Origin of the sequence: Calothrix sp. PCC 7507 (genome assembly GCF_000316575.1) — a bacterium.
Classification (GTDB): domain Bacteria; phylum Cyanobacteriota; class Cyanobacteriia; order Cyanobacteriales; family Nostocaceae; genus Fortiea.
Genome location: NC_019682.1, coordinates 5,154,827 through 5,168,970, shown reverse-complemented (window position 1 = coordinate 5,168,970; position 14,144 = coordinate 5,154,827). Strand labels below are relative to the sequence as shown.

Here is a 14,144-nt window from a genome sequence, read left to right as displayed (position 1 = left end):
ACCAACAACATTTCTAGATTATGGTTCAGACAATACAGGCTAAAGAAATTACCCTACTTGATTTAGAGAACAACTTTGGACTCGAATTAGTGGAGGATGAGCAATTTTTTAGAGAGTGGCAAGATAATTTACTAGAAATTACCAACTCAGAAAAACAACAACTCGATCGAGTTAAGGCAAGTTATGCTAATTTACTCAAGTACCCTCCCCTGCTGGAAAACACCGTCAAGATGGTTGTGCTGTCTCCCTTATTGGATTTAGCAGACTTTTATCTATCTCCGTTTCATATCAAATCTGAAAAATCTGTAGAAGTGTCGGCTGTTGATGAAGGCGTAAGAGTCAAAGGGCAGATTGACATCTTAGTTTTGTTTGAACAGCTAGTAGTAGTAGTTATAGAGTCTAAACAAGCAGCTTTTTCCGTAGAGGTCGGTAAACCACAAATATTAGCTTATATGCTGGCAATCTCTAACTCAGATCAACCAGTATACGGACTCATCTCCAATGGCAGTAGTTTTATTTTTGTTAAATTGATCAAACAAGAAACACCAAAATATCTATTGTCTCGCTTGTTTTACATTTTCAATCCAGGAAATGAATTGTATACGGTTTTGAGTGTGTTAAAGCGTCTAGGTCAATTAGCGAGAAATGACAGCTAAGAGAGTGGAATACCTTTGAAAAATACAACAACCCTCCAGATTTTTGGTATTTCCCATCGTCTGGAAGGCTGGTGATTGTTTTTGACAAATTTTGGTAACTTTTACTGTTTCCAAACGAACTTAAGCATCTGTTTGTAATTTGAGAATCTTGGCTGTGATTCCCAGGCTATCTTCAAAAAGTGCCTCATGACCCCAACGTTGCACCTGCTGACTCAGCAACGCTTCTGCTTTTTGTTCCGAGAGTGAACTCACTTGCTGAAACAGCCCTGCAGATTGGGCACCACCGTGAGTTTCCATCCGCATACAGCCACCAGTTTCAGTACAAATAACTGTACCGCAGTCTGCTTGCGGATTAGTGGAACTGAGGCGCAGCGCAATTAAATCGCCAGCAATCTCACCAACATCAGCAACAGGAACACCTGCTAATTCGGCTTCAATTTGCCGCTGGTCTTGGGCAAGTAAGCGGACTTTGATGATGTCATAATCTCCACTTTCTTTTTCATAGGCAACTGGCAGCCATTCCAAGCGACTCGCCAACCAACCTAAATAAAGCAAAGCTTGAGCGGGGTTGCCTTTTTCGTAATCAATCGTCACGCGGTCAACTTCCTTGAGATTTGCCCGACGATGAGGTGAATCATAGGCTTCAGCAGTCAACTCTTGCCATGCTGCAAGGCGACGCCAATTGAGATCAGCTAAAGGTACACCAGTTTCTGCTAACTGTTGCAGGCTTAGTAAATCTGTGTCTGGCTTGTTAAAGTTGCAAGAATCGACAATCACGTTATTGCAAACTGCTGCCAGTCGCTTGAATACAGCGTTGTTGGGGTCTGGTGTAGCTTTCCACCAAAGAAACTTGGGTAAGCCGCCAATTAACAAAGCGGGAATCATCCCACCCACCCGTTCTAAAGCTGTGGCGGTGCCAGAAAGGGTGATGTATTCACAACAAATAAGTGTACTGGATGATTGTTTTTGGATGGGACAATAGGCAGAAACTTGAACCTTGACCCCTTCGTCTTCCCCAACAACGGGACACAAGGCAATAATCCGGCATGGATTACGGATAGCAATTTCATCAGCAATCCTGGGGCTAGTTGCATCTAAGCTATAGCTGAGATCACTGCCAGCTTTATCCCCTGTGGCTGCGTTGCGCTGACGTTTGACGTATTCTTCTCGCAAGATAGCCAGGGTTTCTGGTGTGGCGACGCCAGTATCTGGGAGTCCGTATTTTTTCTGCACTTCCCGCAGTGCTGTTTGCGTCTGGGGGCCTAAGATGCCATCAATGGGACCGTTGTAAAATCCTAAAGCTGCTAGTAGATACTGGGTTTCTTCAGGTTCGTAAACAACTAAAGTAAAAGTCGTGGCACGAGTGGCAGCAGGAAGCCCACCATCTTCGCCAGTAATGCCGTAACTTTGCCAAATCTGATTCAGTTCCGCTTCAATTTCTGTAAGCGAAACATCCTTTGGTGCCTGGAGTGAAAAAATCGTGGGAGCTTGGGAAGTCATAGTCAATTTTGGATTTTGGATTTTGGATTTTGGATTTTGGATTTTGGATTTTGGATTTGCGATTCGGGATTGGTCATTAGTAATAGGTAATTGGTAATGGTCTTTCACGTTACCTATGACCCATTACTTATTTCCCTATTCCCAATCTAAAATCTAAAATCTAAAATCTAAAATTCTACAGTCTGCGCCAGCGGCGACCGTCTTGGTTAATCAAGAATTCTGCTTCGGCTGGTTCCCAAGTACCGGCTTCGTACCGGGGAATGGTTGTATGGTCGGCGGGTGCATCCCACACGGAAAGGGCTGGTGTCACTACCTGCCAAGCTGCTTCTACTTCGTCTGCCCGTGTGAATAATGTTTGATCGCCCATCATACAATCAAGGAATAGGCGATCGTAGGCGTCGGAAGTTGCTTGGATACCAAAGGAACCATAACTAAAATCCATGTCAACGGAACGGGTGCGGAATTCTGCCCCAGGCATTTTCACATCAAAACGCAGGGAAATTCCTTCATTCGGTTGAATCCGCATTGCTAAAATGTTGGCGTTGGCTTGTTGTGCTGCCGATTGGAACAACCTAGAAGGCACATCGCGGAAGTGGATGGAAATTTCACTGACTTTTTTTGGCATCCGCTTTCCGGTACGCAGGTAAAAGGGGACTCCTTTCCAGCGCCAGTTGTCCACAAGAAACTTCATCGCCACATAGGTGGGTGTGGTGGAACTGGGATTGACTCCTGGTTCTTCATGATACCCAGGTACTGGTTGACCTTTCATCCAGCCAGCACTGTACTGGCCGCGTACTGCTGAACGTGACAAATTATGGACATCAGCTAGACGTGTAGCTTGTAATGCCTTAACTTTTTCCGTACGGATACTATCGGCATCCATTGAATTAGGTACTTCCATTGCGGTTAAGCAATAAAGTTGCATTAAGTGATTTTGCAACATATCCCGCAATGCGCCGGCGCTTTCATAATATCCCGCTCGGTCTTCCACTCCCACGGTTTCTGCCACGGTAATTTGAACGTGGTCAACAAACTGACGATTCCACAAGGGTTCAAAAATCGCATTGGCAAAGCGAAACACCAGCAAATTCTGGACTGTCTCTTTGCCTAAGTAGTGGTCAATGCGATATACTTGGTTCTCTTTACAAAATTTTTGCACCACTTGGTTGAGGCTTTGGGCAGAAGCCAAGTCCCGACCAAAAGGTTTTTCAATGACTAGACGATGTTTATAAGGATCGTCTAACATCCCTGCTGATCCCAGCTGTTTAATGGCTTCAGGAAAGAATGATGGAGCCACGGAGAGGTAAAACATGCGGTTTCCCCGTGTGCCGCGTTTTTCGTCTAATTCAGTCAACAGGGTTCTGAGTTGCTGATAGCTTTCAGGGTTGTCTATATCCCCAGGACAGTAGAACAAACCTCGTGAAAAGTCCTGCCAGAGTTCCCCTAGTTCGACATTAGCATGAGCCTCTTCCATGCCCTTTTGCATTTGCTCACGGAAGTATTCATGGCTCCATGCCCGACGTGCTACACCAACAATGGTGGTTTCTGGGGGAATGCGTCGTTCCCGGCGCAATTTGTAAAGTGCTGGCACTAGTTTGCGCCAGGTAAGATCACCAGAAGCGCCAAAGATAACTATAATCTGGGGTTCGGGCATCCCTTGCTGTTGCAGACCAACGCGCAACGGGTTTTCTAGCAGACTGACCATAGAAGTTTAGATTTGAGAGTTTGGGTTTTGGATTTCGGATCGGGGAATGGGCATTGAGAATTTTAGATTTTAGATTTTGGATTTTGGATTTTAGATTGAAACCCAATCCAAAATCGTCAATCCAAAATTCAAAATTGAATTCCCCATTCCCTACACTGGTGACAATAGCTTGACTTTGTCTTCTAAAGAGTTCATTAAGGACTGGTAAGGCTTGACAAACTTGTCGATGCCTTCAATTAATAATTCTTTCATCACTACATGGATATCGATGTCGATGTCGGGATCTTTTAGGCTTTCGATCAGTTGGTAAGCTTCTTCGACGCCTGTTTCTAATCGATTGGCGACATTGCAGTGGTCAGCACAAGCTGCTATTGTCGCTGGTGGTAAGGTATTGACTGTATCTGGGCCAATTAAGGCATCGACATACATCACATCGCTGTAACTGGGGTCTTTGGTGCTGGTGCTAGCCCAAAGTAGCCGCTGGACTTTTGCACCTTTTGCTGATAGGGCTTGCCAGTTATCACCCTGGATCATCTTTTTGTATTCCTGATAAGCTATCTTGGCATTAGCAATCGCCACTTTTCCCCGAATTGCCCGTAGCTTCGCTTCTTGGGCAATATCATCAACGCCCTTTTTCAACTTAGCATCAATCTTGGCGTCGATGTTTTGATCAATCCGGCTGAGGAAAAAGCTAGCTACTGAAGCAATGTTGCTAATGTCTTTACCTGCAGCTAATCGTTTCTCCAAGCCGCGAATATAGGCCCAAGCTGTGTTGATGTAGCTTTCGATGGAAAACAGTAGTGTGATATTGACATTAATACCGTCAGCTATCACCTGTTCCACTGCTGGCAAACCTGATTCTGTGCCGGGAATTTTAATCATGACATTTTCTCGACCGATTTCTTGGCAGTAGCGATGAGCTTCGGCGATCGTGGCTTTGGTGTCATGGGCGATCGCTGGCGGTACCTCTATACTCACATAACCGTCGAGTCTATTTGTCGCTTCATAAACTGGGCGCAAAATATCACAAGCACTGCGGATATCCGCAAAAGTTAGGGATTCATAAATTTTGTATGTCGGTAATTTGGCACGAATTCCCGCCTCAATGTCAGCATCATAAATCACATTCCCCACAATTGCCTTTTCAAAAATGGCTGGGTTGGAGGTAATTCCAGAGATACCTTGATTCTCAACTAAGTCTTGGAGTTCACCTGATTGGATAATGTCACGACTCAAATTATCTATCCAGATACTTTGACGGTGTTGCTTAATCTCTAGTAAATGATTGGTTGTCATAAGTATGATTGTTTCACTGCTTTTTCAGTTATCAGTTATCAGTATCAGTTTGTTCACTGATTACTGATTACTGTCCACTGACTTTTGCATTTTGGCGTTGCCAATCACTTATCGCATCGACCAGCCGAGATAGTCTCTGATACACCTCCAAAAAGCGCTACTACACTAGTGACCGTTTTGAATAAAAGACTCGACCTTGGCTACATCTTCTTTACTGCCAATAATTAAAGGTGTGCGCTGATGCAGTTTTTTCGGTACTACTTCCAAAATATCCACTAGTCCTGTAGTAGCACGACCACCAGCTTGTTCAATCAAAAAAGCCAGGGGTGCAGATTCATACAGCAAGCGCAATTTACCTTCGGGTTTTTGGATTGTGCCCGGGTAAAGAAACACACCGCCTTGCACTAAAATTCTATGGATATCGCTCACCATTGCCCCACTGTAACGAGCTGTGTAGCCTTCGGTGCGATGTACGTAGCGGATATATTCCCGATAAGATTCTTCCCACTGCCAAAAATTTCCCTCGTTCACGCTGTAAACGGAACCGTGTGTCGGAATTTTGATATTTTCTTCTGTGAGAATAAACTCTCCTAAGCTGGGATCAAGGGTGAATGAATGAACGCCTTTGCCGATAGTGTAAACCAGCATCGTACTGGGACCATACAGGATGTACCCGGCAGCTAGCTGCTTGCGCCCATTGGTTAGTAAGTCGGTGGCCTTACCGTCGCTATCATTTCCTTCTTGTTGGCGAATGGCGAAGATGGAACCCAAACTCAAATTAGTATCTGTGTTGGATGAACCATCAATTGGGTCATACAGCAAGGTGTAACGGCCGATGGGACAGTTTTCGGGTATGTAGTAGGGGTCATCCATTTCTTCGGAAGCTAGACGACAAACTAAGCCGCTTTGCTTAAACACCGAGATAAATACGTCATTGGCGTAAACATCCATCTTTTTGACGGATTCTCCCTGGACATTAACTTCCCCCGTAAATCCCAGAACACCCTCCATTAAACCGGCGCGGCTGAGGCGACGTGCAACTAGTTTGCCTGCTAGGGCAATTCGATTCATCAGCGCACTCAAATCTTGTGCATCTGCTGAAAAACTCTGCAGTTGCTGTAAGACGTGACGGGATAAGGTTGTACAATCACGATCTAAGGTCTTGTCTGTGGCGTAGTTGACGGATAAATCTAAAGATTCTGGCGCTTGAGCCATTATTTTTCCCTCTTTGGCGACTGGCTGTCGGTTAAGTTGATGGCGTTTGTGGCAACATATGTCGCTGCCTCTATCTTAGAAAGGTAATTTGATAACTGAAATGTGATTTTAGATAAACTAAAGAAATGACCAATAATTCCTTGATGGTACAAGCCACCAGATTTATCTATGGGGTCAATCCAAAATCTGTCTTTGAAAGTTCTGTTCGCTCTTAGCGTTGGCGAAGCCATCGCTGGAAACCGGCGCTCAGACTTTCCGCAAAATCCAAAATTGTTTGACCCTCTTTGGATGGTTGATGCAGATCTATTCAGGTGGGATAGTTTTTTAAGTAAATATGCTTGGTCTAGCTCGCAATTTAAATTAGGCATCTACGTACCAGTTTCAGCTAGACTGCTGGCAAAAGTTTCAATGGGATCAAAACGAGCCACAAAAAAATTGAGGGCGGGAAAACCCCACCCCTACAAGCCTTTGGTTTAAATGATTTCGACTTATGCAAGTTGTTGCTATAAATCCAACTAACTAGCCCTTTCAAGGTGACAAACGAAGATACGTTGCTTTAGTGTGATCATCCTAAGTTATCCGCTCAGATTTTGGGATTTTTAAAGGTTGAAATAACCAATTTTCGTTCCGAATTTCACCACCTTGAAAGGGCTAATCCAACTAACCTATCTCTTGCATAAATGGAAAACAATTTGCTATGATTAGCGCTCCTACAAGCAAGTTAAAACTCCTGTTTTTTACCCCAACTACCTCGTGGGTTATCCTCTCGTGGTTTCGCTTTATTGACTCTGAGTTGACGACCCATCCATTCTGCACCATCTAATTCTACGATCGCAGCATCTTCCTGGGCATCTTCATTCATATCCACAAAAGCAAAGCCGCGCAGCCTCCCTGTTTCTCGGTCAGTAGGCAAGACAACTCGCTTCACCTCGCCATAATCTGCAAATACTGCTCTTAGGTCTGCTTCGGTAGCGCGGTAGGAGAGATTTCCAACGTAAATAGTCATGTGGGATCACGTAAGTTTCAACAAAAATTGATTTAGTTCAGCTGGAAAACAGAGCCGACAAATTGCAACTATTGCATAGTATCTTCTGATTCACCCTGGGCAAATGTTGTAGTGCAGCAACCATGATGGTGACTAGTCTCTACAACTAAACTGGCCATGTGGCTGAACTTACGCATACGCTCATATAATAACTGATTGTGATATTTTTCAAAGTATGAGATTTTACAAACTCTCATAACATAAAATCAGATACTCTTATATGTCTGCTGCTTTACGATGTTATATGTAACTTTTAGTACTCGGCGCTGACAGAATTACATAAGTATCCGTAACCAGTTAAAAGCAAATCAATTTTGTCAATACTTCCAAGTTATAGAAATTAGTCTCGATCAGGATAATCACAAAAGAAGTGAGGGGGAAGAAACAGCGATCGCTTGCCTCTTCCCCTGTATGACAATTACTATGCTGACAATTTACTCAATGGAAATCTGTTGAGGACCAGAAGCTTTACCGTTATGCGCTTCATTTATGGAGCTATTGTAAGTGGTGTTGCTGAGATTTTTATCTAGCCAGCTTTTAACGGGATCGTCCGTCAGGCTGAGTCGGAACACACCAGAGAATAATCCACCCAGAAATGAGACTGGGTATTGGGTAAATTCTTTAAATATTGGTGACAGTTCATCAATGAACATGTAAAAGCCTCCTGGCGCTACCGTAAAAAGTTATCATTTCTTAATTGATCTTAACTTAAAAAGCAAGTGTGGCGCGGTTTGGACTCAGAAGTGCAATGGCGCTTTGTATCCCCAAATTGATGCAGAGGACGATGAGAGCCTGTAATTATCCGCTTGGCGATCGCAGTAGCTGTACGCTTATAGTGTCAACTTAAGCTCCAGCGAATGGAATTCGCGGCTACACTTAGGGATTGGGCAATTCAATTTTGGATTTTGGATTGGGTTTCAATCTAAAATCCAAAATCTAAAATCTAAAAATCTTAGTCCCCAGTCCCTTAAGAGGTAGGCGGCTGTTCAGGAAACATACATTTATCTGAATCACATCCAGCAGGGCCAGATTCTGCTAATTCACCCAAATCATAGCGGCTGAGAACTGCACAGAAATCATCTGTTTTGCGTCGTACTTTCACTTCTTGAAGTAGACGTTCATAGGTAAGTTTATCTATGGGTTCAAATGGCAATCGTGGGAATGATTGGAGGTCATCAAACCGCGCTAAAAGAGCGGCGGAGATATATCCCTCATCATTCTGGATAGCTTCATAGATGCGCTGTCCTAGAGGCTCAATTTCTTCAGAGCGTAGCTCCAAAGTAGCAGAGGTGTTATGAGTGACATACCAGCGCTGAACCTGCATGACAAAATCTAATTGAGCTAAAACAGAGAACTGAGAAACATCAACTTGATCTGCGCCTGGGATATCTGCCCAAGGTACAGCAACGGGGATTTCGACTAGCCATTCACTTACCCTAGGATCAAATGGATCATGCAACAAATTACCATTTTCATCTTTGTCAGATTGGGAGGGAATGACGTTGTAACCGTAGTCAATACAAGCTAAGGCTACGGGGTCATTTTTACCGAAGGTAATCCGCCGAATAAATCGTTGGGCTTTGGGGGGGTGCCATCCGGAACTAGCGCCAGTTAACAGAGCTTTAGTCCCGCTGGGTTGGACTGTGGTACAGCGATTGGGGCGTTTGAAATTATGGCGATCGCAATAATCCCACACCACCCGATGTACAATATCTCTCCAGGAAGTCAGGTATTTTTCTTCCTCACGTTTAAATGCTAACCCTTGCGGTGTCGCAGGTCTACCCGCTTCCCACCAGTGCAACCAATCTGCACCAAAAGCATGAACAAAGAAATCAAATAAACCTGTGAAAGAAACACCGACAATCGGGTCTAATTCCCGGCTTTTTTGGTATCGTGGTTCGAGGAATTTATGATTCAAAAGTGCGGCTACAGATAAAGCGCCTGCAGTGAACGCCTCCTCTTGTTCTTTGTAGTTATGTGGGTCAATTTGATTGAGGTGAACCTCAGACAAATTACAGTTTCCAGTCAGGGTATTACCAAAAACTCCTTTATGATACTCCGGTTCGTTAAAGCAGTAAGTATCGTGTAATCCTGGCAATTCTTCAACACCTCTGACTACTTGCCATTTACCCCTGTATTTTGCGTTACATCCTTTGCTCACATCCAAACGCTGGCAAGGAATTTCCCCACAGTCAGTGATTTGTAAGTAGTACAAATCTTGACTGCGAATACCATAATTAGTAACTGAACCTTTGTGAGCTAAAAGATTTAACGAAGAACGGATACCGCATTTAGTTAACAATAACTGCACTCGATATGCACGTTCGTAATCAGAGATATAAATCCTAATCCCGTTACTTTGAGTATTAGAACCATCTGTATCTGCTAAACCAGCGATAAAATGCAAAATTGCTTGACGGTTCCAACTAGCAATAACATTCAAAGCTGCTGGATTGGTTTTTAAACTTTTAAGCAATTCTCCAGAAAAGCCTAAATCTGTGACATCTGTAAAAGTAGGTAAATAGCTATAGTTTCTTTGGGGAGACTTACTACCTATTACAGATAAATCTGCTTTATTTTCGTATAGCCTAACTTTAGCATTGTCGTTTTTATCTGTAGTCCCATCTCCTACTGCGACACCCAAAGTATAAGCATAACTTGCATCGATATTTAATCCATTTTCATACTGAATAGTAAAAGGCTCAGTATGAATCGCATATCGACTAACATCCATCAAATCCTTGGTTTGGACTTCTTTGTATTCTTTACCAAATCTATCTTTTACAAAGAAGCGATGATACTCAGTTGCATCCAAATAAGTACCATCTGCAAATTGGACTCGATATAACTTACGTTCTTTACCAGTTTTTAAAGGTTGGACTTGGCTCCATCTTGCACCATTCCAAATCTCAATTTGATTGCCAACAACATCCTTAATTTTGTGCATTCCATCTTTAGTAATGAGCATGGTATCACCACTCACACAATGGAAATTGGCACCTATAATTTCACCGCAGGGATTGAGAGCATAGCGCTGCAAACGATGTTCTAGTTCTTCAGCATCAAGATAAGGATGACGTTCTTGCAACCACTGTTTTGCTGTTCCTTGTTCATAAGATTTCAAGAAATCAACTTTTAATGCTGGTGTTGTTAGCAAATCAGAGTTTGCTCTTGCTACAGCTTCACCAGCCCATTGAATAGCTCCTTCGCCGCTGTAATATTGTTTGCGAACTGCATCAATAGATTCTTCTAATGTTGGCTTGCGGTGAAAAACTCTGGTATGATTTGCCATTCTGAGGGCATCACGTTCTGGATCAATTCGCCAGTTTCCCTCTGCATCTTGCTGCCATAAATTATCTTTGGCATTGGCAAATAAGTGATCATTACTATCACCTTGGCGCATACCAGCACTGTTATGAACCAGCAAGCCATTGGCAATAAATTCGTGATCGCCTTCAACTTCAATATCAAAAGTTTCAGCTTCACCTGCAGGAGCGACAAATTGAACTTCCATTGGCAACCAGTGTGGATTGACCAAATCTTCTGCTATGAGTGTATCAAAGTTGGCATCTCTAAAGTAACCAGGTCTACTTTTCGGGTCAACCCAAATTACATCAGCGCGACACAGCGTTTCTGGTTTCCATCCTGTAGCAGCTAACTCTTTGACAAATGGATAAGGTAAGGTTAGCCCGTTCTTTTTCGCTAACTTGATAGTAAAGCCATCTCGAACGGCAAATTGATTAATCAAGCCGACAGCCACAGCTTGAGATTGCAAACCTTTGATGTGAAGGGCGTGACATCCATCATAAACTTTATCTCTTCCTTTAATAGATCTTGGCTGACGTTCTTGTAAAGTTGTAGCAATTCCCAAGGAAAGAGATAGTTTTTGGATTTCCCTTAAAAAGTCTAACTTGTTCGAGTTGACCAGAACATTTCGGGAAGGAGTACCATCAGCATCACTTAAACCCGCCAAGAAAGCAGCACGAATTTCTCGATTACCTCGCCAAACAAATTCTGGAATTACAGGACATCCCCAAGGCTGTTTGTACTGTCCAAGTTCTTCGGCGAATTGTTTGCGATAGACATTGATATTAGCATGAGTCCCTTGAATTTTTAGAGCAGGACTATAGCCCAGGCTACTTAGGATTCTCAGAATCTTTTGACCTAATTCACCCTGTAGTCTTTGTGTGGAAATAGCAAAACTAACTACTCCACCCCCACCATTACGCCGCTTAGTTGATTGTAAATCAGCATGACCATCACCGATAAAGAAGCCTACTAGCCAAGCCCAATCTGTTGTAGCGCCTGGTTGTCCCTGAAGATGGGGAACTGAAATCAGGCGATCGCCTGGTTGTAATTCACCGGCATACTTCCAAGTATAAGAACGCAATCCATCATAAACTGCAACGCGGTGGTTAGCAGTACAACGAATTGAGGTAATAGGAGTGCGAATTTCTACAACATCCTGCGTACCTTGGATGAATTTATTCACTACTGGACGGTACTCACCAGAGGAGGTTAAAACCAAATCCCCGACCTGAATATCTTGAATAGGTTTCATGCCATCAATCGCTGAAACCCTTTCTCCATAAGCAATACATCGACGAATATTGCCCGCGACAATTGTCACGGCAGCTTGATCGATTAACAAACAACATTCAACAGAATTTAATTGTCTACCTACAGCCTTATTCAGAATCGATGCACAACGCTGATACAATCCCGGTAATTTTACGGGATTAGCCACGCCACCAAAACCCTTGAGGGTTTCACCAGCTTGACGCACGTCACTAATATCAACAATTACTTCAACTGCATCAGTAAAGCGTTCATCGGTGGAGAGTTCCAATAGGGTTTGATATGATTTCACCCAACCTTCACGACTATCGCCGACGTGAATAGTAACGCTATTACCCTCTATATCGGTTTCTGTATATTCACGACGCAGTTCTGGAGGAGTATTGCCAATTTCACCTTTGACGGTTACATTGAGGCGATTGCGGACTTTAGGGAGTTGATTAATATATTCTGGTTCTAAAACGGCTCCAGTACCAGACCCCATCATCGCCAGATCCATCATTAACCCGAAGGCTTTCCAGTCTACTAGGTTGGTAGAGGTACAATTATAAGCCCCGGAAAAGTTCCTTGGCTTGGTTATCCAGTCAGTACCACCAACCCACAACCAGCGCCCACTGGGTAAAGTTTTCATCTGGCGCTGCATTTTATCTAAAATAGCAGCTTCCTCACGGCTGAGTTTTCCTAGTTCCACCAAACCTTGAAGAGTGCGATCGCATACCTCATCCCATGTTTCCCTCAAACCAGCCTGACTACGGCGGCTATAGGTTCTAAAAAATACGGGATTTGCAGCCGGTGCTGTTTCTGGAAACTCTGCACTCTGGCGTGTTCTTTCGAGATTCTGAACCATATATTAAGTGTCTTGCGTTCTTCTTGCGTGCGGACAGATTATGACTATACGCCAAGTAGTTTTAGTATTAAAGATTGTCAAATTGTCCATTTTACGCTAGTGATAAGCCGTACTAATTGCAACAGAAATTTATGATGTATAATGTATCCCACTCTTGAGTAAGAGATATATACTCGGTTTTAATTAGCACGGATTAAGTTATCAGTAAATTCTCTCTCTAACCTCATATTCAGGCTGATTATCACTATTAGAAGCAAGATGCGACGCCAAATAGCTTGTCGTGGATATGGCTCACATCGCTGCACAGTTTTAGGAAGATAGAGAGCGATCGATCACTGAATTTTCACTATGAACTAGAAAACCTTGCTTCCATACAACAAGCAACGCGCTCAATTGCTAGCGGAAAGGTTGCGATCGCTCGGTATAGATCCTGATTCTCTGATTTAAATTACCATCAAGATTCATTAATAAAATAAAGATGTACTAATAACTGAGGAACGGGAAATCCATCATGGTAAATTACGATCCATCAGCTCGTTTGCCCTCTTCAAAAGAACTACCTGACTCTGACGATACTCCAGTAGATAATCAATTACAAAAATCAATTCCCGATTTACTCAGAAGCGTATTAGCAATGGCTTGGGCAGATAGCATGGATTGGTTTTTTGGTATTCGCATGGGTATTTATTACGATCCAGGTTTACCAGCGATAGTCCCAGATGCATTTTTGAGTTTGGGTGTAAAGCGATTTTATGATGAAAACCTCCGTTCCAGTTATGTGCTTTGGGAAGAAAAGAAACTACCAATATTAGTACTTGAGGTGGTATCTCAGATAGATCGCGGTGAGTACTCGACTAAAAAAGCAGAGTATGCAAGATTGGGGTTTTTGTATTATGTAATTTACAACCCATTTCGTTGCGACAAGCCACGTTTAGAAGTTTACAAATTAGTTAATAATGCTTATGAATTACTTAATGGCGATCGCGTTTGGTTGCCAGAGATAGGTTTAGCGATTGGCATGGAACGGGGAACTTATCTAGGCATTCCGCGTGAGTGGTTGTATTGGTATGACGAGCAAGGGCAAAGGCTTTTTACACCACAAGAACAGGCCAAGCAAGCTCAACAAGAAGCACAGGAAGCACTACGACGCGTCCAATTGTTAGCAGAACGGTTGCGATCGCTTGGCATAGATCCTGATTCTCTCACCTGAATTGCTGTAATGACTCATCAACGAAGCTCTGAGGTTCATTAATGGAGTTCAAAGACTCATTAATGGAGTTCAAAGCCTCATTAACGGAGTTC

Annotated in this window: 10 protein-coding genes; 2 read left to right on the top strand and 8 right to left on the bottom strand. The window is 43.2% G+C overall.

From position 1 onward, the window contains the following. The first annotated feature begins 20 nt into the window (after positions 1-20). The gene (locus CAL7507_RS22095; protein WP_015130727.1) at positions 21-656 is read left to right on the top strand and encodes a type I restriction endonuclease subunit R; all 636 of its coding nucleotides are present in this window, start codon (positions 21-23) and stop codon (positions 654-656) included. Between the two features lie 120 nt (positions 657-776). Here CAL7507_RS22095 and opcA read toward each other — a convergent pair whose 3' ends face one another. From opcA to nrdJ, 8 genes are all read right to left on the bottom strand, one after another. Next, complete coding sequence (gene opcA / locus CAL7507_RS22090) at positions 777-2,156, bottom strand: glucose-6-phosphate dehydrogenase assembly protein OpcA (RefSeq protein WP_015130726.1); 1,380 nt, start codon at positions 2,154-2,156, stop codon at positions 777-779. Positions 2,157-2,331: 175 nt separating this feature from the next. Beyond that, positions 2,332-3,861: a glucose-6-phosphate dehydrogenase gene (gene zwf / locus CAL7507_RS22085; protein WP_015130725.1), complete on the bottom strand. Its 1,530-nt coding sequence runs from the start codon at positions 3,859-3,861 to the stop codon at positions 2,332-2,334. Between the two features lie 150 nt (positions 3,862-4,011). After that, positions 4,012-5,157 (bottom strand): transaldolase, encoded by a 1,146-nt coding sequence (gene tal / locus CAL7507_RS22080; RefSeq protein WP_015130724.1) that lies wholly within the window; start codon positions 5,155-5,157, stop codon positions 4,012-4,014. A 165-nt stretch (positions 5,158-5,322) separates the two neighbouring features. Then, entirely contained in the window at positions 5,323-6,372 is a 1,050-nt protein-coding gene (fbp, locus tag CAL7507_RS22075) for a class 1 fructose-bisphosphatase (protein ID WP_015130723.1), read from the bottom strand. Then, a complete protein-coding gene (locus tag CAL7507_RS31905; RefSeq protein ID WP_144051245.1) occupies positions 6,372-6,740 on the bottom strand; it encodes a hypothetical protein in 369 nt (122 codons plus the stop codon). The genes fbp and CAL7507_RS31905 overlap by 1 nt, the downstream gene beginning before the upstream one ends. 353 nt (positions 6,741-7,093) lie before the next feature. After that, positions 7,094-7,378, bottom strand: a complete 285-nt coding sequence (locus CAL7507_RS22065) for an RNA-binding protein (RefSeq protein ID WP_015130721.1) — start codon at positions 7,376-7,378, stop codon at positions 7,094-7,096. Positions 7,379-7,851: 473 nt separating this feature from the next. Further along, entirely contained in the window at positions 7,852-8,070 is a 219-nt protein-coding gene (locus CAL7507_RS22060; RefSeq protein ID WP_015130719.1) for a hypothetical protein, read from the bottom strand. A gap of 314 nt (positions 8,071-8,384) precedes the next feature. Next, a complete protein-coding gene (gene nrdJ / locus CAL7507_RS22055) occupies positions 8,385-12,842 on the bottom strand; it encodes a ribonucleoside-triphosphate reductase, adenosylcobalamin-dependent (protein WP_015130718.1) in 4,458 nt (1,485 codons plus the stop codon). Positions 12,843-13,353: 511 nt separating this feature from the next. On the opposite strand from nrdJ, the gene CAL7507_RS22050 reads away from it, so the two are divergent. Further along, on the top strand, positions 13,354-14,052 hold the full coding sequence (locus CAL7507_RS22050) for a Uma2 family endonuclease (RefSeq protein ID WP_015130717.1): 699 nt from the start codon (positions 13,354-13,356) through the stop codon (positions 14,050-14,052). The last annotated feature ends 92 nt before the right edge of the window (positions 14,053-14,144 follow it).